The following is a 23,763-nucleotide window of genomic DNA, read 5'->3' on the forward strand; positions in this document are numbered from 1 at the left end:
TCAGGTAACTAAAATGACTTCCGGTCACGGTGCTGAAATCCGATTCATGTAGTGCGTCGCATGTACCTATCTGAGCATATAATCAAGTCCGGATGCGGTAGTCCGTACATGAGGCCAAGAAGATCTGGAATGACTTTTGGGTATATGCATTGTACATGAATGATGGATGAATGAAAGGAAATTATAACTGTGGGCCGATTTCCGGGTGGACACTATGGATTATCATCCTGATATATTCCGTATGTTGCATTCGCGAAGTAATTTCAATACCGGGGGAGAACATATCTGAATGGGAATAGCTGCAGGAGTGCGGCCAGATTAGGGAGTTACACAAAATGAGTGACAATTATACAGCAGAACGTCAGCGTCTTATTACGGAGATGCAGACAGAGATTATCGAAACTGATCGGAAAATCTCTGAATTCAGCAAAATACACGGGGCGGGAAAATATGCACTGGTTCTGATTTTTGTCGCATTTATTATGAATGTCATCTTCTTTGCAGAACTTCCCAATTATAGCCTGTTCTGGGTGGTGGCATCATTCCTCCTGCTGATGTTCAACCCCATTATTCTGATGCTTCCTACGCAAAAAGCAGATATTGCCTTTCCGTCAGGCAAAGGGAGCGGGGGTTTCACCGATCTCGTGCGGGATGCGGCAGTAAGTGCCGGCACGGCAGTTACGCGTGAACGCAAACTCTATGCAGAGACGCTCTGGAACCTCTTCTTCATTAACTGTCAGCCAATAGCTCCCGGTTTTATTCTGCTTTTTTCCGTAAGCATCATTCTTGCTCTTATTGGCCTAATCACCGGATTCTTTGAACTCCGATCAGGAATCATACTGATTGTGCAGTCCCTTGCAATTATTGCATTTTATTCCGGGATACTGAAGATCAAACCATATTCTCCGGGCTTCTTCTCAGGGATTATGGGAATACGCACTGACATCTCACGCCGCCTGAACCAGGGAATCGCAAATGGCATGAAATTTATTCTTGTCCTGGCCTTCCTTGCGGCCATCTCGGGAGTGCTGATACTGGGTGTCCTGCTCCTTCCGGGCCAGTCATTATCCAGTGTAATGAGAATTGAAGGATTTGTCGCCCTCGGACCGAATGCCATTCCTCTCCTCCTTGTATTTCTCTCCCAGCTGCTCGTGGTGCGCTATTTCCAGGGGATATACAGCAGGAGGCTGGTCCTTGACCTCTCTGAATATAATCACGGGCTTCTGCAGGGTACCCTGCTCCGTGATGTTCAGGCACTGCCGGAGACGCCTGGTGAGGAGGCTGAGAAAGAACTGGAGATCATTGGGAAGGCATATCAGCGGTTGCATATGTTCAAGGTGGATGATCAGGCGTTTGCCGGATATTTCCCGGTGTGGATGATCGTCCCCAATCTTGATGTGATGATTCAGCGGGCACCGAAAAAAGAAAATGGCTGAGGATAGGTTTTACACGTCATCCCTGAGCATGATGATGACGCCGTAGTTATAGGGTTCAGCGGGATTAATCTGCATCCCGTCTTTCAGTCCTACAACGGCGAAATTTTCTGTTTTCACATTCATTGGGAAGATACGGTCCGTCATGGATTTATACGGAATGCCTGATGCAATGATGTCTTCATAGGATGTTATGGTAAAGTCCTTAGGGACGTCTGCATAATTGTAGGCAAATCCGACCATAAAGAGATTGTCTCCCTCGCTTGCCATATTGCTCCCCGTTGCTGTGGCATCAATATCAAGGCTGACATAGACCCCAAAGACATTTTTTATCGGATCCGCCCTGATGGATGTTTTGTAGTCAGGCACACCGGGTGATTTGATAAAGATGGGGTCGGTAACTGTCCAGGTTTCTTCCTCAGTCGGCACAGGAGTGACTTCGGGGGTTGCAGGTTCTGCGGGTTCGTCTGTTGTGGCACATCCACATGCCAGTACAGCAAGGAAAAGTGCAACAATGATGACAGATATTGTTCCTCTTAGTTTCATGGTAGAAGATCCCATGCGAATATATAAAGTATATCTGTTGTCCCTGGATTCCTTGTGCTGTTTCCATATGTTTATTAGTGGTCTTTAACAAAATTGGCTATCATATGACATCCGGCGAATATCCCACTGCAAAGGTTAACGGGGAGGAGATCCCGTACGACCCTGACGTACTAAGGAAGATCCAGGAACACCCATGCTACAGCGAAAAGGCATGCCATACGTTCGGGAGAATGCACCTCGCAGTGGCACCAAAATGCAATATTCAGTGTAATTATTGTATCCGTGACTTTGACTGTGTCAACGAAAGCCGCCCTGGTGTCTGCAGTAAGGTGCTCACTCCTGAAGAGGCTCTGGTGCTGGTACGGGAAGTGATGGGGAAGTTCTCCTATATCAAGGTGATAGGCATTGCAGGACCGGGGGACCCCCTTGCAAATGAGGAGACCTTTGAGACCCTCCGTCTTCTCAAAGAAGAATTCCCGGTGCCGATCAAGTGCCTCTCCACAAACGGGCTGATGCTTCCGGAGAATATTGACCGTCTTGAAGAATATGATGTGGGGAACATCACTGTCACCTGCAATGCAATAGACCCTGCCATCGGTGAACAGATCTACTCCTTTGTGGAATGGGAAGGAGAGAAACTGCATGGACGTGAAGCAGCAGAACGGCTCCTTGCACAGCAGTTGAAAGGTATTGAGATGGCTGTGGAACGCAAGATGCTCGTCAAGGTGAACACGGTCCTGATCCCTGGTGTCAATGACCATCATATCGTTGATATTGCAAAGAAGATGGGTGAGATGGGTGTCTATACCTTCAATATCATTCCGGTCATCCCGCAGTATAAGTTTGCTCACATTACTCCGCCAACCCCTGCCGACAAGAAGGCGATGCATGATGCATGTGCCCCATATATCCGCCAGATGAAGCACTGTGCACGCTGTCGCTCTGATGCGATAGGAAAACTGGGAAAAGACGTACAGGATGAGATCTACCGGAACTGCGGTTCACTCTAAATACCCCTTTAATATTTTCTGATTCTGGTCTGCATTTTGTTTCCGGTTATTTCTGATACAATACGAATTGATGATCTCGTGTTTTGGATGAAGGCTGCATTTGGCCAGACACACACTTTCACCCTACCTCCAGTACATGTTAATATGCGGTCTGTGCCGGATATGTGTACATGCAGCAAAATGATATACAACCGGCAGGGTACTGCGAACGTGGGATTTTCACTATGGTCACAGCACCACGACCGATTCTTGAAGGAACTCTTGCCACCCTGCTTCTGCGTGAATCCGGTGGTGCAGTGGTTGTTACCAGCGGCCGGGTCTGTGACGGAACCTTTGTGAAGGCGGCAGGTGTATCTCCCGGCACGTTGGTCCTCCGCGCCGGCAGTCCCTCACAGCTTACGAGTATTGTCCGGACCCGCAATTCACCGCTTATCGTGGTCGTGCATGACCCGGAATTGTATGTAAATGATGAAGATGTTGCAGCCCGTGTTGCAGCGGTGCTGCGGGAGTATGCATGGTCGTGCGCAAATCGGATTGTACTCCTGGCCCGTCCAGGAGATGCATACCTGGATGTGATGTTGCCGTATGCAGGTCGATATCTCTACATTGAACGTGACTGTGAGTGGAAGAACGGGCAGATTATTTGTGACCGCCAGATAACACTTGATGCAGTTGGGTGAGATAAATAAAAACACTACGCAAAAATAGCAGAATGTCTAACCTCTGTTTGGTATGGTCAGAGGATTTCTTTACACCGGCATCCGGAATGTCAATTTTCTTGTTCGTGGGATGAAACAGGCAGAAACGGGGGTGGTATAGGATGGCGACCGGAAATGTCCGCTGTCTTCTTCTCTCTGCCGCATGTATATGTGCGGCGATCTTTGGGGCGGGCTGTCTTGGTGCACCTGGATCACAGGACTTTCTCCCTCCTACTCCCGGCGAAATAGATGTTGTGCCTGGATTTCAGGTGGCAGAGGCAGACGCTTCACTCACCCTGACGCGGTTAATCGAAGAATGGATTGCGGAAAATCCTGACCTTGCAGGGTATTCGGTGGATATGTTCTATAACGGCACTCCCCTTGAGGTGGTTGAGAGTAGTAGTTGCCATCGTGACGACGGCACCCCGACAGTCTATGTCCATACCTTCCGTTATACAATGCCGTCACTGAAGGATCCGGAGCATATGCAGGATGATGTTACCCTGCAGATCACGGTTGTGGACGGTGCTGTCACAGAACGGCTGGTATCGATGGGCAGCATATCGATGGGCAGCAGTGTGACGGTTACGGGTGTCTGAACTCCCTCTCTTTCTTCCGAATATTACTCTGTTTTGCCTGCATGACGCACAGCCGCAGTCAACGCTGTGGCAAACACGTGCACATCCTCTTCTGTCGTCTTCCATGACGTCATCCAGCGTGCCACTGGTGCCCGTGTGTCACTGCCGGTCAGGTAGAAATAGGAATGTTCCATAATGGAAGATATCGCGGTTTTCGGAACAGCAGCAAAGACCGCGTTGCTTTCCACCGGTTGCACAATCTCAACACCGGGGATCTCTCGGACGGATTCTGCAAGGAGAGCAGCCATCCGGTTTGCGTGCAGTGCATTCTCCAGCCAGAGGTTTCCTTCCAGCAGTGCAGTGAACTGTACTGCGATAAATCGCATCTTCGATGCAAGCTGGGTTGCCTGTTTTCGGTAATACCGGTAATCTGCTGCAAGGTCAGAATTAAAAAAGATCACTGCCTCGCCGAGCATCAGACCATTTTTTGTGCCGCCAAAGGAGAGGACGTCCACGCCTGCGTCATGGGTAATCTCCCGCAGGGATGTCCCAAGGGCCGCTCCTGCGTTACAGATGCGTGCCCCGTCCATGTGTACGAGCATCCCGTGTGCATGGGCGGTATCTGCAATGGCCCGCACTTCTTCAGGAGTGTAGACAGTTCCTGTTTCTGTTGCCTGGGTGAGAGAGACCACCCGCGGCTGTGCATTGTGTTCGTCCCCCCGTCCAAAGAGATGTGATTCGATGTCTGCCGGTTTTAGTTTCCCGTCCGGTGCACTGACCGGGAGGAGCTTACAGCCGGCCACCCGTTCCGGTGCCCCGCACTCATCGACATTGATATGCGCACAATCCGTGCATACGACCGCCTCAAATGGGCGTGTGATGGCTGCAAGGGCGGTCACATTTGCCCCGGTGCCATTCATGACAAAGAACGGTTCAACATCTTTTCCGAAGTGCTGCCGGAAGACATCCACTGCCCTTTCCGTATAGGGATCATCACCGTATGCAATGGTGTCCCCAACATTCGCGGCCACGATAGCCTCTATTATGGCAGGGTGAACGCCGGTATTGTTGTCACTCGCAAAACTCGTTGGATATATTCGGTATTTTGAATCTGACTGCGTCATCAATTGCTCCGTTTTTGCTCCTTTGTGTAAGGGTTGGACTGGCACTGTAGTGTAATCTTTCGGTTGTCTGCGGGTTTGGGGGTACGTCCGCATCTTTTGGGTGGATTGCACGGAGGGTCGTTTCCCGGCGGGTGAGATGAACACATCAAAACAAGACTGAGAAAAAAAGTGGAAAAAAGAAGAGTTGATCTCAGATGAACCGTGGTTTCACAGAGAGGTTCTTTGGGGTGTATAGTTTGCGTACCGGCATGCCCGCAGTCACAGCTGAGATTGCCTCTGCCAGTGCTTCTGTTGTCATCTCTTCCTTGTACGGTTTCTTTGGCTGTGACTCCTTGCGGATGGTCACGGTGAGTGTGCCTGATTCAGCCTCTGAGTCCCCGACGACTGCCACATACGGCACCCAGTCCATGCCTGCTTCCCTTACCTTTTTGCCAACAGATTCCTCTCGGTCGTCAACGTCACAGCGGATGCCTGCCTTTGTCAGATTCTCGCAGACCTCTTTTGCGTATGAGATATGACGCTCTGCGACCGGTACAATCCGTGCCTGTGTCGGAGAGAGCCATACCGGGAGCATCGGGACATCCTGTGTCGCGGTCTTCTCCAGAAGGGCGCAGATAACCCGCTCTATGGACCCTGTTGGTGAACAGTGGATGATGGGTGGATGGACTTCTCCTTCATCGGTGAAATATTTGATATCAAATCGTGTTGAGGACTCCACATCAATCTGGACAGTTGGGTTTTCAATGGGACGTCCCTGCCCGTCAATTGCTGCAAGGTCCACCTTTGCCACCCAGTAGTGCACACGGTCCGAGAGCAGTTCAATGAGCATCGGTACACCGGATGCCTTTACGATGCCCTTCACCCATTCCTCGTGCTCTTCATAGAACTCCTCTGTACAGCGGAATATGCCCGCAAGCGGGGTCTCAAGGTCGCGACCGCTCTGCCAGCCCATCATCATCTGCTCTTCAAAGCATTCGAGTGTCTGGTCCATGTCAAGGCAGAGGGAGTGCATGTCAGGCATCGTAAATGCACGCAGACGCTTCAGACCAATGCACTCTCCCTTCTGCTCATGGCGGAAGGAGTATGTGGAGAGTTCATACATCTTCATCGGGAGCGTGTTTGGTGAGATGTGCATGTCATGCATGATGGAGAACATTCCAAAGCATGCAGCAAACCGGAGCATCATGTTGCGGTTGCCTGACTTGAATCGGTACTGGCGCTCACCAAATTTGCCGGCGTGCTCGTTGATGGCCGGGTTGTCGAGGTCATACATGACCGGCGTCTCAACCGGCATACCTCCATAGTCGAGTACGAGCCCGAGGACATAGTCTGAAAGCAGATCGCGGATGATCTTTCCACGGGGCATCCACCGATGGTTCCCGACATCAGAGAGGGGTTCGTAATCAACGAATTCTTTTGCCCGCATCAGTTCGCAGTGCACAGAGTCGCCGGTTCCTTCTGCAGCGATTCCGGTCTCTTTCTTGACCAGTTTCCCGAATGGAGTGTCATCTGCGTATTTCGCCGGTTCTTCGCGTGCACCCTCCGGGGTGAGGACAAAGAACGTGTGGGTGACTTCCTTCTTCGCTGTCTTCTCTTCGGTGTCTTCCGGGGTTATTGTCCGGGAGAGTTCAGAGAGAGGGTGGCCCTTGCAGGAGATGGTGAAGGCCTTGTACCACCCAAACGGTGCACGTTTGACAGTCATTCCCTTCTTTTCGGAGCAGATTCTCTCGATTGCAGTCAGTGCTTCAATCGCCGCCTTCGGGGATGATAGGTCACTGGAGAGGTGGGCATACGGGTAGACCATAATATTTGTCGTCCCGAGCTTCTCTGCTGCTTCCAGGATCTCTCTTGCGGTCTTTGCCGCAACTCCCGCGATATTCTCTTCGTCCGGCGCTTCCACAGCACAGAATGCTGTCAGTGCCTCTTCAAGTCCGTCGGCCGGTACAATGTTCTCTTCTGCTACCGGTGTCTTCTTCTGGGCCTCATATGTAATCTGGTCGGAATGAATCAGCAAAATTCGCATGATGAATACTCCTCGGTATATATAACGCGAGTACAGTTTAGATCTGTTCCATAATTAGGGTATGGATTCCCGGTACCTACCGGTTCACTTGATATTTTTGTGATAGCGTGAGAGGGTTGCCTGGCGCTGGTTGAGATATTTTGCATCTCCCTTTGAACCGTATGGCTTCTCTGCACGCTCTGTAGTATAAAATACAAGTTGGCCGATTGGCATTCCTGCATAGAGGCGAACCGGGCGGCGGTTTGCATTTGATATTTCAAGTGTTATGGTCCCGCAAAATCCTGCGTCAATCCATCCACCTGTCTGGTGCAGGGCAATGCCCAGACGCGCAATGCTGGATTTCCCTTCGATGGTTGCAACAATGTCATCCGGCAGAGTGATGCACTCGTGTGTTTCTGCAAGAAGAAACATGCCGGGCGGAATATCAATATATTCTGCATGCTTCTCGTCAACATGGGATACAATTGAATCCTGTTCGTACGGGTCGATAACGTCATCAGACTCTTCATACCACACAAAATGGTCACCCAGTCGGATGTCGATTGAATTGGGCTGAATTAACTTTGGGTCAAACGGGTCGATTTTTATAAAACCCCGCTCAATACGGTTTTCTATCTGCCAGTCAACGAGAATCATAATACCTGATAGAAAATTGGTTGTGAGCGGTATTTATTTTATCTTGCCAAATCGGTGGTCAGCGTTACACCTGGCCTGAACTGGCATCGCTTTCATCTGTCACGGAATCATACATTTCGCCATTTTTTCCTTCATTGATGTGCCATTCGGCACGCCGGATGAGCCCATGGAGGGTGGTTACTTCCCGGCCGGTAAGACGGGTGCGTCCGAAGATCCGCCGCATCATGGTCATGGTATTGGCCCGTTTGTATTCACGGTGATCGACGAGATCCAGAAATTTATCGATATGGTCATAGAGCGCATCCATCTCGCGCCGTGAAGCGGTGATATACTCTCCCCGCGGCAGGTGTGCAAGCTCATAGCAGACAATACCAACTGCATGGGAAATATTCACAATCGGATACTCCCGTGATGTCGGGATAGTGCATACCAGATCGCACTGCCGCACTTCTTCATTGGACAGTCCCCAGTTTTCTCTGCCGAAGAGGATGGAGATTTTGCCTTCGACAGGGGCAACAATATCCCGGAGTTCGCCCGGTGTATAGTAGGGCATGCGCATTGCGTGGGATATTGTCTTTGAGATCTCCCCGGTTGTTGCAACGAGCATATTGGACTCTGCAATCACATCGTCCAGAGATTCTGCGATCACCGCTGATTCCAGCACATCTTTTGCATGGGATGCCCGTACTGATGCCTCGATTCCCATCTCCGGGGGGTTGATGAGGACAAGACGGGTAAACCCAAAATTCTTCATCACCCGTGCTGCAAATCCGATATTCCCTTCATACAGGGGTTCAACAAGGACGATTTCAACCTCTGCCATGTGAACGTATTCTCTTTAGTGGACTGCCTTCACGGTTGCCTTCAGTGCAGAGACACCGTCGTCATAGACAGCGTTGCCGACGACGATAGTATCAGCAAGCCTGCCCATCTCAGCTGCCTTCTCTGCATTATTGATACCACCGCCATAGAAAAGACGGGCGTCAGAGATGACCTCTGCTGCCGCAGCAACCACGGTGGGGTCGCCATATGTTCCGGAATATTCAATGTATACTACCGGGAAAGAGAAGTACTGGTCTGCAACCTCAGCATAGGCTGCAACATCTTCCGCAGATATGTCACAGATAGCGCCTGTCACCTTGCCCACCGATGACGCCGGATTCAGTACAATATATGCCTCAGGAACCACCTTTGTCCAGTCTATGCTATTATGTTTCACCCAGTATTGGTGTTTTCCGACCATCCAGCGCATATCCGGGGTGTTGAGAACACTGGGCACAAAGAGACCGTCCACTTCCTCAAGAACCACTGCCTCCGGCCCTGCAGGTTCGACAACAACAGGGAGATCATATTCCTTCACCTGAGTGATTAACTCCCGCATATTCTCCTGGGTTACATTGAGTGTCCCTGAGAGCATCAGGGCGTCTGTTCCACTTGTCGCAATCTCTGCGACGGCATCATTGTCTATTACTTTGTCCGGGTCCAGTTTGGTGATATGGACCCATTCTTTCCAGCTGTCATCCATCTGTATCTACCTATTTATTTGCAGGCATCCTGAAATGCACGGATCTTTTCTGCCGGTATACCGGTTACTTTTGCGAGGTGACTGGCATCTGCAGCCTTTAGTCCTGGCATATCAATAACCCCTGCACGGTACAGCCGTTCAAGCATTGCCTCGCCCAGTCCGGGGATTTCGAGAAGGTCTTTGCGCCCCGCTTCCACCATCTTTGCCGTCACCTTCTGCGGTGGCGCAATGCCCATCCCGTTGCAGACCGATGTGGCATGTTTCCAGGCCGTGTCTGGTTTAATTCCGGTAATAATGCTGAGGTATGCAGGGTGCAGGGCACAGAAGTCAGCCGGCGTGGTGATGCCCGCCTCAAAGTATTTCTTCAGGCTCACCGCGGGCACCCCGTATTCTCGGAGTATAGCACGGTTGTATACTGCCCGTGCCTCTCCAAGAAGGGTCTCCGCCTCTGCTTCGGAGAGGTGCGTATGTGTGAGTGCTTCCGTTGTCATCGAAGCAAGCCCTCCCAGATCATTGACACCTGCCTCTACAAGGGCAGCAGCCACCTTGGCAGGTGAACGGCCCCGGCGGGGCACTACATGTTTGCGGACAAATTTTTTCAGTTCAGAACGCTTCCTGAGAAGTTCCAGAACGCCCTCTGCCTCTTCACGCAGGCAGGCCACAGTTGCCAGGTCTGTACCAAGTGCCTCTGTCAGCCGTTCTGGTTCGATATTTGCCACCTCGTACACACTGTAGATATGCGACGCGTGCAGACGGGAAATCATCTCTTCATCAGCAGAAGGCATCATCATGAGCGCCTCGCGGTTGGAACTGATATGGTTGCAGAGCGGGCAGCCGATCTCCCACGGCCGGGCCCCTTTTCGGATAAGGCGGACATAGTTGAGGCCGTGCACCTCGCATACCTTATCTTCCCGGATAGCGGTACCCCATGCAGCACTAGGCAGGCCGATATTGAACGTACAGTCCGGGTATCCCGTGCACCCGATAAACTGTGACATCCCTTTCGTCTGGCGTATCATCAGGTCGTTGCCGCAGACCGGACATTTCCCGATGATTCTCTCCTCATCGGTCCGGCCCATAATCTCACGACCAATCTGTTCCTCATTTGCCTCGAGCGCATCAAAGACATGGTGCAGCATCGTCTGTGACTCAGAGATGACCTCATCACGGGAGAGTTTTGCCTCTTTGATCTCTTCCATATGCTGTTCGATGGTGCTTGTCATCTCCGGGTTTGTGATGGGTACACCATGGTTCTCCATTGCCTCCACAACACCCTTCCCAACGAGAGTCGGACGAACAGGGGTGCCCTCCACATACCGGCGTGAGACCAGTTTGCCAATCACTTCGTGCCGGGTGGATTTTGTGCCAAGGCCAAGTTCCTCCATCCGTTGAATCAGTTTTGACTGGGAATACCGTGGGGGCGGTGTGGTATATTTCTCCTCATTGTTGATGCCAAGGACCGGAAGGCGGTCACCTACCTTCATCACCGGAAGGATGGTCTCCTTTGCCTCACTGTAGGTATATACTTCCCGGTATCCTGCCTCTGCCAGACGTGACCCGGTGGCAGTATAGGTCTCGTTTCCTGCGTCAAAGAGATATTTCAGGGTCGTCCAGCGTGCGTCCGGTGAGAGTGTCGCAAGAAACCGCCTGACGATGAGCTCATATATCTTCCACTGGTCGTCGGTGAGGGCCTCTTTTTTTGCAGCCCCTGCCGGATGAATTGGCGGATGATCCGTGCTTGATTTTTTTCCGCGGGTTGGTTCTTTCCTGCGGTGTGCCTGTGTCCATTCAACCGCACGGGAGAGACTGGACTTCTTCAGTTCTTTCAGGACTTCATCAATATCCAGTGACTTTGGATAAACAGTATTATCCGTACGGGGGTAGGAAATGTATCCGTTCATATAGAGGTCTTCTGCAATACGCATCGCATTTGCAGCGGAGAATCGCAGGCGGCCTGCTGCAACGATGAACGATGTCGTATCAAAAGGTGCCGGTGCCCGGTCAGTCCGTGTTCCTTCTTTGGCGCTGGTGACAACAAGCGGTGCAGACGTATTTTGTTCTGCCATCACTGCTTCATTTTTGTCATGGAACCTGTCGGTGGTGTGGCGTGCGGTGACCGGCGTTCCATCTTTTTCGGTATCCACTGAGAGCATCCAGTACGGCTCCGGTACAAACGCCTCAATCTCTCTCTCCCGGTCAACGATCATTGCGAGTGTCGGGCTCTGTACCCTGCCAACGGAAAGAATACTCTTTCCTCCTCGTTTTGCGGCAATAGAGATGAACCGGGTGAGGGATGCACCCCATAAGAGGTCGATTATCTGGCGGGCCTCACCCGCTGCAGCGAGGTCAAAATCGATTTCATCAGGTTCTGCAAAGGCAGTGGTTATTTCCTGGGCGGTAATTGCAGAGAACCGTGCCCGTTGCACAGGCACGTCCTTGTTTGCGGAACGCACAATCTCATAGGCCTCCTTGCCGATCAGTTCTCCCTCACGGTCAAAATCAGTGGCAATGGTGACGAGTGTGGCCTTTTTTGAGAGCTTTTTTATCAGGGCAACAATATTTTTTGCGGTTGGCTTTTTGATGGTCCCTGCGTCAATGAGTGTCCGTGGCGTATTCACCTCTGAGCGCCAGTTACTGTATCCCGGTTCAAAATCAATTTCCACCACGTGGCCCCGCAGCCCGAGGGTTACAGCATCATCAAACCGGTAGGTACTGACACCGTTCTCCTTTCCTGTGCGGACCTTCGCTCCTTTCTGCACTTGAGACGAATCCGACGACGCGGCAAGGATGTCGGCGATACGTCGGGCTGCAATATTCTTCTCTGCAATGATAAGATGCATCCGGATTCAATCCTCCGCTTCTTTCAGAGCGGCTGCCATCGCGAGATTAAGTTCTTTGGGGTCGGCCCGTCCGCGGGTTGCCTTCATGACCTGACCTACAAGGAAGTTTATCGCTCCTTTCTTTCCTGCCCGGTAATCTGCCACAGCATCGGGGTTTGTGGTAATGACCTCCTGTATGACCGCAGTGAAGTCATCTCCCGCGGCCTTGGTGAGGCCCATGCGGGTCACGATGTCAGCAGGCATCTCGCATGCTTCGGTGTCTTCTCCCATGCACTGATCAAGCATCGTCCTGAGCACTTCCACACCGGATTTGTCGGTGATGGTGTCATCACGGATGAGGGTGATGAGGTCTGCGATGTTCATTACGGGCACATCATCAATGCGCATTGAGCGGTAGTTCAGTTCTCCCAGAAGAATGTCTGCCACCCATGTGGCGGCAATGCAGGGGTCAGCGTCTGCAACTGACTCATAGAAGTTTGCGACCTTCAGGTCACCGGTGAGGGTACGGGCATGGTTATCTGAGATGCCATACTGCGTCATAAACCGCTCGCGGCGTGCATCCGGAAGTTCGGGGAGGACAATGTCATCCACCCATCCGGAGACTCTCAGCGGACGAAGGTCGGGTTCAGGAAAATACCGGTAATCGTTTTCATCCTCTTTGCTGCGGGAAGAGGTGGTGATGCCACGGCCTTCCTGGAAATGGCGTGTTTCCTGTTCAATCCTCTGTCCTCTCCGGATGAGATTGCGCTGGCGGGTGATCTCAAAGTTGAGTGCCTTCTCTACCCCTTTGTATGAGGAAATGTTCTTGCACTCCACCCGGTTGTGGCCCTTGATGGAGATGTTTGCATCCACACGGATGGAACCTTCACGTTCACCGTCGAAGACCTCGAGATATTCGAGGGTGGAACGGAGTTTGTTCAGGAATCTGCGTGCCTCTTTTGGAGAGCGGAGATCGGGTTCGGTGACGATTTCAATTAAGGGGATGGAACTCCGGTTGTAGTCCACAAGAGAGTATCCCGCCCGGTCCCGTGACGTCTTGTGCACCAGTCTCCCCGGGTCCTCTTCGAGGTGAATCCGGGTGATGCGGATATTCTTTGGGTGCCCTTCATCATCATCAATCTCCATGATACCCTTCTCTGCGATGGGTTTGTCATACTGGGAGATCTGGTAACCCTTGGGAAGATCGGGATAGAAATAGTTCTTACGGGAGAACTCAGAGACTTCCGGTACCGTCAGGTTCAGGGCCTTTGCAACTTTGAGGGCATAGAGCACTGCCTGTTTGTTCAGGCGGGGCATTGCACCCGGAAGACCAAGGCATATCGGGCAGACGTGCGTGTTTGGCTCGTCTCCCTGGAAATCCGTGGAACATCCACAGAAGAGTTTTGTCTTTGTATTGAGCTGGCAGTGAATCTCCAGTCCGATAATGACGGTCTTGTCAGTCATTTATGCCATCTCCGTCTCGTATGCAAATGCCGCATCCATGATCCGTTCATCCTCAAAGTGGCGGCCGATTAACTGCAGGCCGACCGGCATCTTCTCAACCGTTCCGCAGGGGACGGATATTGCAGGCACCCCTGCGAGGTTTGCAGGCACCGTCAGGATATCTGCGAGATACATTGAAAGGGGGTCGCTCTTTTCGGCGAGTTTGAAGGCAATTTGTGGCATGGTCGGGCCTGCGATGATATCCGCCTCTTTGAATATCCTCAGGAAGTCCTTGCGTACATTCTCCCGTGCCACCTGTGCCTTTGCATAATATTTCCCGTAGTATCCGGCAGAAAGGGCAAATGTTCCCAGCATGATCCGACGCTGCACCTCTTTTCCAAAGAGTGCCCCGCGATGGTCACGGAATTCGTCGTGCCAGGAGCGTTTTGTCTCAACGGACGGGCCAAAGCGCACCCCGTCAAACCGGGAGAGGTTTGAGGATGCCTCACTTGTGCAGGTTACATAATATGCTGCAAGGGCGTATGCCATCGAGGGAATGGAGCAGGGCATCGTTTCAGCGCCTGCGTCTTCCAGTTTTCCGATGGCAGTGCGCACACACTGTGCCACTGCGGGTTCAACACCTTCTCCGAAATATTCGTCAGGAACTGCAATTTTCATGCCTGCAATATCTCCTGACAGTGTATGGGTGTAGGGGCGGTCATAGGCTGTTGAGTCACGGGGGTCAGGACCTGCTATGGCAGACATCAGGGTATTAACGTCTGTCACAGTCCTTCCCAGGGGACCAATCTGCTCCAGTGAGTTGGAGTATGCAATAAGACCATAGCGTGAGACACGGCCAAAGGTTGGTTTCAGTCCGACAATGCCGCAGAATGCTGCAGGACAGCGGATTGATCCACCGGTATCGCTCCCCAGTGCAAAGTCGACCATGCCGGAACCGACTGCTGCAGCACTTCCTCCGGATGACCCTCCGGGGACCCGCGATGCGTCATGCGGGTTTGTTGTGGGGCCGAATGCACTGTTCTCCGTGGTCGTTCCCATCCCGAATTCGTCCATATTAGTCTTGCCCACGACAGCAGCGCCTGCTTCCCTGAGGCGTGTTACTACATGCGCATCATAGGGGGGGACATACCCGGCGAGGATACGGGAGGCACAGGTGGTGGGAATGCCTGCTGTTGAGATATTGTCTTTGACAGCAATTCCCTTCCCTTCAAGCACACCACCTGTCTCTTCGTACATAGCGACATCCAGACGGGTGATGAATGCATTTGTCCGGTCTGCTCCTTCAAAGAAGTACTCTCTTGTCATTCTCACATCACCCGTGGTGCCCTGATAAACCCGTCTTCCGTCTCATGGGCGTTGGCACATGCTGCTTCCTGTGTCAGTGAAGGAGTTACCTCATCTTCACGCAGAACATTTACCAGATCAGCTTCGCCTTCCTCACCTTCATTGACGGTATCCAGGATATCAAAATATTCAAGTATATGATTGAACTGGGAGGTAAATTCTGCCAGTTCTTCTTTTTGTATATGGATATCTGCAAGTTTTGCAATTCCTTCAACATCGTTTTCCAAAACCATACGTCTCGTGCCCTTCAGAGTTGATTCATGTACCCTTGTACTGAGTTTTTATAACCGTTTTTACGTGCGGTTCGTTGGATGACCTTCCAGATGCCACTGCCGTACTGCATCGCCTTCTTCTCGTAACAGGCGATTTCCCGTGGCATATAGCCGCATGCGACCTCTCTGAGAGGACGTTTCCGTACTCCCCCGTAGACTTTTCTCTCTGCGGGAATGGCCTCTGCAGCGCGCACAACACGTGCATCAAGAAATGGACAGGAGAAGAAGCAGCCAAAAAGACCTGCCACTGCCTGGTCGCGGGCACTCTGCACGGCAAGGCCTGCAAAGTCCTCTTTAAAGAGACGGGCGATATCATCGGTATCGAGATATCGTGCGTATCCCCCGAAGAGTTCATCTGCCCCCTGACCGGCAAGAATGTGGGAATATCCGTTTTCTCCTGCCCATTGCGCAACGAAGTAGAGTGTTACGGCAATTGACGCATCGACAGGAGTGGCACGGGGGATGACCTTTATCACTGTCCGAAGGACATCTTCGATGTCATCCGGGGAGACGGTCACACAGGTATGATCCAGCCCGATTTCATTTGCCACCTCTGTTGCATGGGAGAGGTCGTGTGAGCCGGCAATTCCCAGGGTTACACACGGTTGTTTCGCAATGGCAGCAACCAGAGCTGAATCAACACCGCCCGAGAATGCGACAACCCCGCCTGATTTTCTGAGCAGCACGGCAGTTTCGATTGCATCTGCGAGTGGCAGGAGGGGGGGGTCAGGCATTATCCGGCCTGTCACAACGCCATTCTCCATTACAGTACCTGCATCGCAGCTGCCGGGCACAATTCCCATATGATCACGTGCACAGCCGTTTCCCCAGGTAAGGAAGAACTCTCCTCCGCATGCGGTGAGCCATTCAGCCCCTCCCGTGAGACGGGAGGCAATCTCTTCGGTGGTGAGCACAGTGCCGTCAGTTTCTATCCAGCCTTTCAGGTTAATCTCTGGTACCATCTTTTGTCCGTTCCTGTTCAATCCGGTTATCCAGGTACAATCTCTTCACTGACTAGAAAAAGAATGTGAATTTGGCCAGTACTGAAGGCCGGCAGGTACTGTCCTCCTTCTCATCGCAGGTGTTCCCTCGCCTGCTCCTGCTGTCAACTCTGGAATATACCTGTGGAAAAAAGATGGAAATTGGTGGAATTGTCTGTTATTCTATCTAAATGTCGTATGCTACAGGGCCCTTTTCGAGCATCTTCTTGTACCACACAAACCATGGCGTGTCAAGGAACCCGATACTATTTTTGGCAAGAATCTGGGATGCAGCAAAGTAGACTGCATATACGGTGACGAGTGTGGCATACCTGTATTCCCGTTTATTGTTGAGCATCCACGCAGACACATACGTAACGATGGTAAGGCTTACCGCCCAGTAGATCCAGACAACAGGAAATGTGATGTTTGATCCCCCCTCTCAATGACGGCCGTTCCATGGCCATCCGTTGTTTAGCCGGTTCCGAATTTTGAGAGACATTATCAAAAAAGTTGGTATGGGATGGGTTGTTTTGCTTATACGGTACGTGGGCTCAGTTTTTCTGCAAGTGCCTCCACCTGTGCCACAGCGGTTCCGATGTAGTTGTCCGGATTCAGGAGCGCCACGATCTCTTCATAGGAAAGATGAGCGGCAACTGCCTCGTCCTCTGAAAATACCTCTGCTACGGGGCGCTTCTCTTCAAGGGCAATCATGCATGCAACACGCACCCGCTCGTGGGCGTCCTGCCGGTCCATTCCGCGCTTCGTCAGTTCAATCATCACGGATTCTGCCATATTCACGCCATGAAGCAGATCCAGATTCTTTCGGATATTATCTTCACGGATACGCAGCCCGGTGAGTACCTTTGTCATAACGGTGAGAATGTGGTCACAGAGAATGCTTGCCTCAGGGAAAGTGACGCGTTCGCACGAAGAGTTGGTGAGGTCCCGCTCATCCCAGAGGACATTGTTTGCAAGGGCCGGCTCAATCATGGCCCGGACAATACGTGACAGACCGGAGACCTGTTCGGATTTGATTGGGTTGCGCTTGTGCGGCATCGTGGAAGAACCTACCTGATTTTTGCCAAATGCTTCTTCGAGCTCACCGATCTCTGAGCGCTGCATCAGACGCACTTCAAGGGCAATCTTGTCGAGGGTGGTGGCAACATTTGCAAGGAACATTATGTACTCGGCAAACCGGTCACGCTGGATGACCTGGCTGGATACGTCAACGGGTGTCAGGCCGAGATATTCCATCATATTGGCCATGACTGCAGTGCCGGCACTCCCTAGCGATGCCTGTGTTCCGACAGCGCCGGTCATCTGCCCCACCGCTGCACGCGGGCGGAGCTGTTCCAGCCGCTCAATATGGCGTGCTACCTCAGACGCCCAGATGGCAAAGCGCAGACCGTAGGTAGTGGGTACCCCAATCTGTCCGTGGGTGCGTCCGGCGCAGACCAGATTCTTTGTTTCAATGCTGCGCTCCAGAAGTACACCGAGAAGGATTCTGAGTTTCTGCTCAATGATCCCCAGGCTCTCTTTTACCTGCAGTCCGGTTGCCGTATCGAGAATGTCATTGGATGTCGCCCCATAGTGAACCCACCGTGCTGATTCTCCGCTGACTTCAGAGAGGGCCTTCACAATGGCCATCATGTCGTGGTTGATCTCTTCTTCAATCTCTTTTGCGCGTGCAAGGGATGCGTCCGGCGCATGGGCCTCGATTTCATCAGCAGCTGCCTGCGGGATAACTCCTGCCTTTGCCTCTGCGACTGCAAGACCAACTTCTGCTGAGACTACACAGCGAAACCGGTTCTCTTCGTCCCAGACAGCTCGCATCTCCGGTGTGCCATACCGGAAGTCGATGGGGTGGATTGCCATAGTACTCTATACATGCGGCCGGAAGCGCAAAAATGGTTTGCAGAAAAGAAGAGAGAATTGGGCGGATATTATTCTCTGATGTGGTAATCCGCATCGATAACCATCGGGTCGCTCTCCTCGGGTAAAAGGCCCCAGAGTATGATGTATAGCAGGATCATGGGCAGCATGTATGTGAATAGAGTGAGCACCACCCAGATGATCCTGATCAGCGTGGGATTCACGTGCAGGTAACCGCCAATACCTCCACATACACCCCCCAGCATCCGGTTGTCAGCAGACCGGCCGAAACGGCGTGACGATTGCATACATGTATAGTCACTGTCTTTTGGATAAATTTCTTTGTGTACTGACGACCTGGCGGAATACGTTCAGACCCAAGAGTAGATGATACTCCACACACAAATATGGGGATGATGGGCATCAGAGGTGACTATTTTCCATATGGGTCATACCGTCCCCACCAGCAGGATATGCTGGATATGGCAGCCGCCTGTGCACGGGAAGGCGGCATCGGGATGATAGATGCCCCGACAGGCAGTGGGAAGTCAAGTGTTGTGTCAGCCTTCCTTGAAGAGGCAAACGGCAGAAAGGTCATTGTTGCAGTACGGACGGTCAGTCAGCTCAATACGTTTGTCCGTGAACTGGAGCTTGTCCGAAAGAAACATCCGAATCTGCGCTATTCTTATCTTGTTGGGAAACGTCAGATGTGCCCGATGGCAGGGGAAGGCGATACCTATCGTGTCTGTGAGGGTCTGAAGGCGTTCTCCTCATCACTGATGCGTGAACGTGCGCGCAAAGGTGCGCATGTGCCGGCCAAGGACAAGGTAATTGAGGATCAAATACGGAGACAGGATGCAGAACACCCGCTCCTCTGCCCGTATTTTATCCGAAGCCGGGTATTCATCGAGGGGGCAGACGGTCTGCGGATGGTGCCCTCGGGCACGCTAAAATCGCGTGCGGAACAGGTCGCACGAACCAAGGTTACACCTGACCGTCTGCATGAATTTTCCAAGGGTCTCTGCCCATATGAAGTGATGCTGCAGGCCGCACGGGATGCAGACGTTATTCTTCTCAATTTCTATCATCTCTTTGATACTGATATCCGTGACCAGCTATATCAGTCACTGGGCATCGAAGCAGAGAATGCACTCCTGATCGTTGATGAGGCGCATAACTGTGGCAGTACTGTAGAAAGCATACAGTCTGTGACCCTTTTCCGTGCTTCTCTTGACCAGGGTATGATCGAATTAGGTCGGATGCGGGGGCGTGTTGCGGGGGCCGATGCCCTGCTGAACATGCTGCCCCGTGTCGGTCAGTTCATGGACTCACTGCAGCGGTCATTCAAGGAAGAGGACTGGTTTGATCCTGCGAATTTTGTGCGTTTTGTCCTGACCGGCAGTCTCTACCAGCGTATCGATGATATCGTTGACGACCTTCTCAAGGCAGAAGAGACCTACCATGAGGCACAGAAACAGTCCGGCGATTTCAAAGAGAGTGCGGTGGAACGGCTGACGGCATTCTTTTACCGGATCATGCGGTCGCTTGATGATCCTGCGTTTCTCACCCTGTACCGGAAGAAGGGAGAGGAGATATCTCTTCAGGTGCGCAATATCGACCCATCATCGACCCTGAAGGATATCGCCTCGTATCATGCCTGTGCGATATTTATTAGTGGCACCCTCTCTCCTGTGGAGAGCTACCGGCGTCTCTACTTTGAAGATCTTCCAGTACAGACACTCAGCCTTCCCAATGCGTTTCCAAAGGAGAACCGGGCGCTCTTCTGTGCAAAGGATGTCACATCCACCTACCGTATGCGGCGGGATGCCGGAAACATGGAACGTATTGAAGGATACATTCGCAGTTTTGCAACGCTCCATGGCAGCCTCGCGGTATATTTCCCGTCGTATGAACTGCTTGAGCGCTTCACAGCAAATCTCCCGTCACGTCTGAACCGCAAGCGCGTCTTTATCGAGTCTTCCTCCTCTTCTGATGCCGCAGAAGATCTCCGGGAGTTCATGTCACTTCCATCCCGTGGAGAATATGGGATTATCTTTGGAGTCTGTGGAGGGAAATGGAGTGAAGGACTGGATTACCGGGGAGAACTCCTCTCCGGTGCATTGGTGTTAGGGCTTCCCCTTGCGCCGTTCACGGAAGTAAGGCGGATGACAAACCAATATTTCAAAAACAAGTTTGGAAAGGAGGGAGAGTTCATCTCCTACACCATGCCGGCGATTAATCGTGTCCTCCAGGCGCTGGGCCGTGTGCTGCGCACGCCGGAAGACCGAGGTGTTCTTATGATCGGAGAGAGCCGGTTTCTTGAAACAGAAGTTCATGGTGGCCTCCCCCCGTGGATGCAGGAAGAAATGATCCCGTGCACGCTATCCTCGTTTTCCGAGGAGGCAAAACAGTGGCGCTGACAACCGGTGCCTGCCGGTTTGGTCTTTGGTGGGTTCATGTAGACTGGTCCAAAGACTGTGTACACCATGTCTCATTTGCAAAGACGGGTGCGGAGGGTCCGGTGCCGCCTGCCATCCGGGCATACTGTGCTGGCAGGCTACGTGACCAAATCTCTCTCCGGTCTGTTGCAACAGAAGACGGTGCCCCGTATGCTGCTGTGTACCGTGCAGTATGCGGGATTCCGTACGGATCGACTGCCACATACGGGAAAATTGCATGGGAGTGTGGCACGTCCCCACGGGTGGTTGGAATAGCAATGCGGCGAAATCCGACGCCCCTTGTAATTCCATGCCACAGGGTTGTGGCACAGGGCGGACTGGGCGGTTTCACTCCTGACGTTTCAATAAAACAGGCCCTTCTTGCAATGGAACAGCAGGACTGATGTGAGGGCTGTTTTCAGTCGAGAGGAGAACGGAACCCTTTGCAGATCTTCGTCCTTTTCATTCACAATGTATTATCAGATGTCATATTTTGAAGAAAATTTCCCTTATAATTGATGTCCGGAGCAGTGAATGTCCGCCTGGGATGATTATTCATTGCTGATACCTTTCTATTCGATGCGATCAGGTAAAGAGCATCGTGGGTAATCTTCTCTGCAAGGTCTGGATAATGACCATTTAAATGTACTGAAGGCGAATCTATCATCTATTGATGTGACCATGAAGATAGCAGTACTCGGAGCGGGGGCGGTTGGTCTTTCCATTGCTGCCCGCCTTTCATCACTGGCAGACGTCCATGCGGTAGCACGACCGCGGCATGCAGATGCTGTTACACGCCTTGGGCTACGCCTTACCGGCCTCTGGGGGGATGGCACCTATACCTTTCCCTGCACCACTGACCTCCCGGATGATGAATATGACTACATCCTCATCACGTCCAAGGCAACGCAGACACGGGATATCTGTGAAGAGTTCGGGGACCGGTTTGGGGATGCTTCTGTAGTTTCTATTCAGAACGGCATTGGTAATGAGGAGATTATCAGTGAATATACCGGAAATGTAATCGGCGGCATGATCATCACGGGTTTTGAGTGGCGGGGGGATGCTGACATCCATATATCGGTGATCGGAGGCGACGCACAGTTTGGCCTCTTCCCGGATGGATGTGATGAGCGGGTAGATACGCTTGTCGGAATGTTCGAAACGGCGGGAATCGTTGCTGTTGCAACCGAATCAATACGCTCTGCAGTTTGGGGGAAGACCATCTACAATGCAGCACTGAATCCGCTTGGTGCCGTGATGGGGGTTCCGTATGGCGCTCTTTTAAATCCGTATGCATGGGAGGTAATCACAGACATTGTTGAGGAAGCCTATGCGGTTGCGGATGCAGAGGGCATCACTCTGGAATATCCAACCACAGAAGTATATCTGCAATATCTGCACGATGTACAGATCCCGTCAACGTTCGCCCACCATTCCTCCATGTATCAGGCGCTTTCCGCTGGAAAACGTACCGAAATTGATTTTATGAACGGGGCACTGGTGACAAAGGGGGCTGGACATGGCATATCGACCCCTGTTAATCTGCTCATCACCCGGCTGATCCGATTCCGGGAAACAGTGGGAGATTCGTGAAAATACTCATGCGTTCCGGTATTATTCTTGCAGGTGGAGAGGCTCGCAGGGCGGGAGGGAGGGAAAAATATTTCTTCAGCCACTGTGGCGCTACCTTCATCTCACTTCTTGTATCAACCCTGAACGAAATTGTTGATGAAGTGATCATTGTCGTGCGTGATACTGATCAGTGTCACCGGTTTTCGGAAATTGCCGGTGTCAGGGTTGTCCCGGATCGGCATAAGGGCCGCGGTCCGGTCGGCGGCATTCATGCCGGTGTATGTGAGGCAGAAGGGGACTTCCTATTTGCTGTTGCCTGTGATATGCCCTGTGTCAGTGGAGATGTGATTGATTATCTTTTCCATGCTGCAGAGGGTTTCGACGCTGCGATTCCCCGCTGGGAAAACGGAATGACAGAACCCCTTCATGCGGTGTACCGGCGGCAGGCACTGGTTCGCCGGTTTGCAGGTACAGAGGCACGGTCTATGCGTGATCTCATGTCCGGCCTTTCAGTAAACTATGTGGACTGCGATCTCCTCCGCCGGTTTGACCCTGAACTCCTGACCTTCACCAATATCAATAATGAAGAAGATTATATCCGTCTTCGTGCGGTCTATCCGGAAGAGTAAAAAATGGTCCGGTATCATGTCATTGCTGTTGGGAAGGCAAAGGAGCCCTTCTACCGGGACGGGGTTGCAGAATATTCGCGGCGTCTCACCGGGATGGCGGAATTTATGGTAACAGAGGTAGCAGATGAGCGCCTGCCTGACAATGGTGGTCCGGCAGAATATGCACGCATTCTCGCAAAGGAGGGATCCCGCATATTGTCTCATGTTCGTCCACAGGACCTGTGTATTGTGCTTGATGTCAAAGGTCATACGATGACTTCTGAAGCGTTTGCTCGTTACCTGAATGATGCCATACTTGAGGGTAAAAACAGAATCACTTTTGCCATAGGAGGGAGTCTCGGTATTGCGCCGGATGTGCGGGCACGTGCGGATTTGCTCCTCTCATTCGGGCCGATGACATTTCCACACCAGATGGCGCGGTTGATTCTGGCTGAACAGGTATATCGTGGTGTAATGATTAATGCCGGACGGCAGTATCACCGGTAAAAAAATGATTGTTCACTTATTCTCTTTTTCAAGAATCTTCTGAATTCTCTTTTCCTCCCATTCTTTTCCAAGGAAATATTTACCGCCCCAAACCGATGCAGCATGCATTACAACACCTATTCCCCAGAATATTGTTACCCAGTAAAACCACCAGGATCCCCATGCGGTGACTGCATTGATGGTGAAGAGGAGGAGATTGATGAATATATACATCCCCAGGTGATAATAAAAATCCCTGATTTCTTTTACATGTGCTTTTGCCCTTTCGTAGGCTTCATCTTCCATTATTTTTCATAGTGGTGGCGGAA

24 protein-coding genes are annotated in these 23,763 nt (G+C 51.8%); 9 read left to right on the plus strand and 15 right to left on the minus strand.

Translation table 11 applies throughout. From position 1 onward, the window contains the following. Window positions 1-335 precede the first annotated feature (335 nt). Window positions 336-1,436 carry a hypothetical protein gene (locus tag OU421_RS09325; RefSeq protein ID WP_268185827.1) on the plus strand — a complete coding sequence of 367 codons (1,101 nt, stop codon included), beginning with the start codon at window positions 336-338 and terminating at the stop codon, window positions 1,434-1,436. Between the two features lie 9 nt (window positions 1,437-1,445). Here OU421_RS09325 and OU421_RS09330 read toward each other — a convergent pair whose 3' ends face one another. Then, window positions 1,446-1,979: a hypothetical protein gene (locus OU421_RS09330; protein WP_268185828.1), complete on the minus strand. Its 534-nt coding sequence runs from the start codon at window positions 1,977-1,979 to the stop codon at window positions 1,446-1,448. Window positions 1,980-2,083: 104 nt separating this feature from the next. Here OU421_RS09330 and nifB point away from each other — a divergent pair, with 104 nt between their 5' ends. The 3 genes from nifB to OU421_RS09345 all read left to right on the plus strand — a co-directional run bounded on the left by nifB (window position 2,084) and on the right by OU421_RS09345 (window position 4,286). After that, entirely contained in the window at window positions 2,084-2,989 is a 906-nt protein-coding gene (gene nifB, locus OU421_RS09335; protein ID WP_268187895.1) for a nitrogenase cofactor biosynthesis protein NifB, read from the plus strand. Between the two features lie 170 nt (window positions 2,990-3,159). Beyond that, window positions 3,160-3,669 (plus strand): hypothetical protein, encoded by a 510-nt coding sequence (locus tag OU421_RS09340; RefSeq protein WP_268185829.1) that lies wholly within the window; start codon window positions 3,160-3,162, stop codon window positions 3,667-3,669. A 140-nt stretch (window positions 3,670-3,809) separates the two neighbouring features. After that, complete coding sequence (locus OU421_RS09345) at window positions 3,810-4,286, plus strand: hypothetical protein (protein ID WP_268185830.1); 477 nt, start codon at window positions 3,810-3,812, stop codon at window positions 4,284-4,286. Window positions 4,287-4,309: 23 nt separating this feature from the next. On the opposite strand, the gene OU421_RS09350 is transcribed toward OU421_RS09345, so the two are convergent. The 13 genes from OU421_RS09350 to OU421_RS09410 form a co-directional block, all read right to left on the minus strand. Next, on the minus strand, window positions 4,310-5,389 hold the full coding sequence (locus OU421_RS09350) for a threonine aldolase family protein (protein WP_268185831.1): 1,080 nt from the start codon (window positions 5,387-5,389) through the stop codon (window positions 4,310-4,312). A gap of 190 nt (window positions 5,390-5,579) precedes the next feature. Further along, window positions 5,580-7,412, minus strand: a complete 1,833-nt coding sequence (locus OU421_RS09355) for a threonine--tRNA ligase (RefSeq protein ID WP_268185832.1) — start codon at window positions 7,410-7,412, stop codon at window positions 5,580-5,582. Window positions 7,413-7,496: 84 nt separating this feature from the next. Then, complete coding sequence (gene dcd / locus OU421_RS09360) at window positions 7,497-8,048, minus strand: dCTP deaminase (RefSeq protein WP_268185833.1); 552 nt, start codon at window positions 8,046-8,048, stop codon at window positions 7,497-7,499. Window positions 8,049-8,112: 64 nt separating this feature from the next. Further along, window positions 8,113-8,871, minus strand: coding sequence for an RNA methyltransferase (locus OU421_RS09365; RefSeq protein WP_268185834.1), 759 nt, complete (start codon window positions 8,869-8,871; stop codon window positions 8,113-8,115). A 15-nt stretch (window positions 8,872-8,886) separates the two neighbouring features. Further along, window positions 8,887-9,573, minus strand: coding sequence for a phosphoglycerol geranylgeranyltransferase (locus OU421_RS09370; protein ID WP_268185835.1), 687 nt, complete (start codon window positions 9,571-9,573; stop codon window positions 8,887-8,889). 14 nt (window positions 9,574-9,587) lie between these two features. Then, on the minus strand, window positions 9,588-12,413 hold the full coding sequence (locus OU421_RS09375) for a DNA topoisomerase I (protein WP_268185836.1): 2,826 nt from the start codon (window positions 12,411-12,413) through the stop codon (window positions 9,588-9,590). Between the two features lie 6 nt (window positions 12,414-12,419). Then, window positions 12,420-13,856, minus strand: a complete 1,437-nt coding sequence (gatB, locus tag OU421_RS09380; RefSeq protein ID WP_268185837.1) for an Asp-tRNA(Asn)/Glu-tRNA(Gln) amidotransferase subunit GatB — start codon at window positions 13,854-13,856, stop codon at window positions 12,420-12,422. Continuing rightward, the gene (gatA, locus tag OU421_RS09385) at window positions 13,857-15,161 is read right to left on the minus strand and encodes an Asp-tRNA(Asn)/Glu-tRNA(Gln) amidotransferase subunit GatA (protein WP_268185838.1); all 1,305 of its coding nucleotides are present in this window, start codon (window positions 15,159-15,161) and stop codon (window positions 13,857-13,859) included. Window positions 15,162-15,163: 2 nt separating this feature from the next. Further along, window positions 15,164-15,433 (minus strand): Asp-tRNA(Asn)/Glu-tRNA(Gln) amidotransferase subunit GatC, encoded by a 270-nt coding sequence (gatC, locus tag OU421_RS09390; RefSeq protein ID WP_268185839.1) that lies wholly within the window; start codon window positions 15,431-15,433, stop codon window positions 15,164-15,166. Between the two features lie 14 nt (window positions 15,434-15,447). Further along, on the minus strand, window positions 15,448-16,434 hold the full coding sequence (locus OU421_RS09395; protein ID WP_268185840.1) for an asparagine synthase C-terminal domain-containing protein: 987 nt from the start codon (window positions 16,432-16,434) through the stop codon (window positions 15,448-15,450). A 205-nt stretch (window positions 16,435-16,639) separates the two neighbouring features. Beyond that, entirely contained in the window at window positions 16,640-16,810 is a 171-nt protein-coding gene (locus OU421_RS09400) for a hypothetical protein (protein ID WP_268185841.1), read from the minus strand. Window positions 16,811-16,989: 179 nt separating this feature from the next. Beyond that, the gene (purB, locus tag OU421_RS09405) at window positions 16,990-18,330 is read right to left on the minus strand and encodes an adenylosuccinate lyase (RefSeq protein ID WP_268185842.1); all 1,341 of its coding nucleotides are present in this window, start codon (window positions 18,328-18,330) and stop codon (window positions 16,990-16,992) included. A 68-nt stretch (window positions 18,331-18,398) separates the two neighbouring features. Next, window positions 18,399-18,635 carry a PspC domain-containing protein gene (locus OU421_RS09410; RefSeq protein ID WP_268185844.1) on the minus strand — a complete coding sequence of 79 codons (237 nt, stop codon included), beginning with the start codon at window positions 18,633-18,635 and terminating at the stop codon, window positions 18,399-18,401. 105 nt (window positions 18,636-18,740) lie between these two features. Between OU421_RS09410 and OU421_RS09415 the strand changes: the two genes are divergently transcribed. From OU421_RS09415 to rlmH, 5 genes are all read left to right on the plus strand, one after another. After that, entirely contained in the window at window positions 18,741-20,747 is a 2,007-nt protein-coding gene (locus OU421_RS09415) for an ATP-dependent DNA helicase (RefSeq protein WP_326493492.1), read from the plus strand. After that, the gene (locus tag OU421_RS09420) at window positions 20,738-21,169 is read left to right on the plus strand and encodes a methylated-DNA--[protein]-cysteine S-methyltransferase (protein ID WP_268185845.1); all 432 of its coding nucleotides are present in this window, start codon (window positions 20,738-20,740) and stop codon (window positions 21,167-21,169) included. Before OU421_RS09415 ends, OU421_RS09420 begins: the two co-directional genes overlap by 10 nt. A gap of 277 nt (window positions 21,170-21,446) precedes the next feature. Beyond that, window positions 21,447-22,361 carry a ketopantoate reductase family protein gene (locus OU421_RS09425; RefSeq protein WP_268185846.1) on the plus strand — a complete coding sequence of 305 codons (915 nt, stop codon included), beginning with the start codon at window positions 21,447-21,449 and terminating at the stop codon, window positions 22,359-22,361. Continuing rightward, window positions 22,358-22,969 carry a molybdenum cofactor guanylyltransferase gene (mobA, locus tag OU421_RS09430; protein ID WP_268185847.1) on the plus strand — a complete coding sequence of 204 codons (612 nt, stop codon included), beginning with the start codon at window positions 22,358-22,360 and terminating at the stop codon, window positions 22,967-22,969. Before OU421_RS09425 ends, mobA begins: the two co-directional genes overlap by 4 nt. A gap of 3 nt (window positions 22,970-22,972) precedes the next feature. Further along, a complete protein-coding gene (gene rlmH, locus OU421_RS09435; RefSeq protein ID WP_268185848.1) occupies window positions 22,973-23,455 on the plus strand; it encodes a 23S rRNA (pseudouridine(1915)-N(3))-methyltransferase RlmH in 483 nt (160 codons plus the stop codon). A gap of 12 nt (window positions 23,456-23,467) precedes the next feature. Here rlmH and OU421_RS09440 read toward each other — a convergent pair whose 3' ends face one another. Beyond that, window positions 23,468-23,740 carry a 2TM domain-containing protein gene (locus OU421_RS09440; RefSeq protein WP_268185849.1) on the minus strand — a complete coding sequence of 91 codons (273 nt, stop codon included), beginning with the start codon at window positions 23,738-23,740 and terminating at the stop codon, window positions 23,468-23,470. Between the last annotated feature and the right edge of the window lie 23 nt (window positions 23,741-23,763).

Source organism: Methanogenium organophilum (assembly GCF_026684035.1).
Lineage (GTDB): Archaea > Halobacteriota > Methanomicrobia > Methanomicrobiales > Methanomicrobiaceae > Methanogenium > Methanogenium organophilum.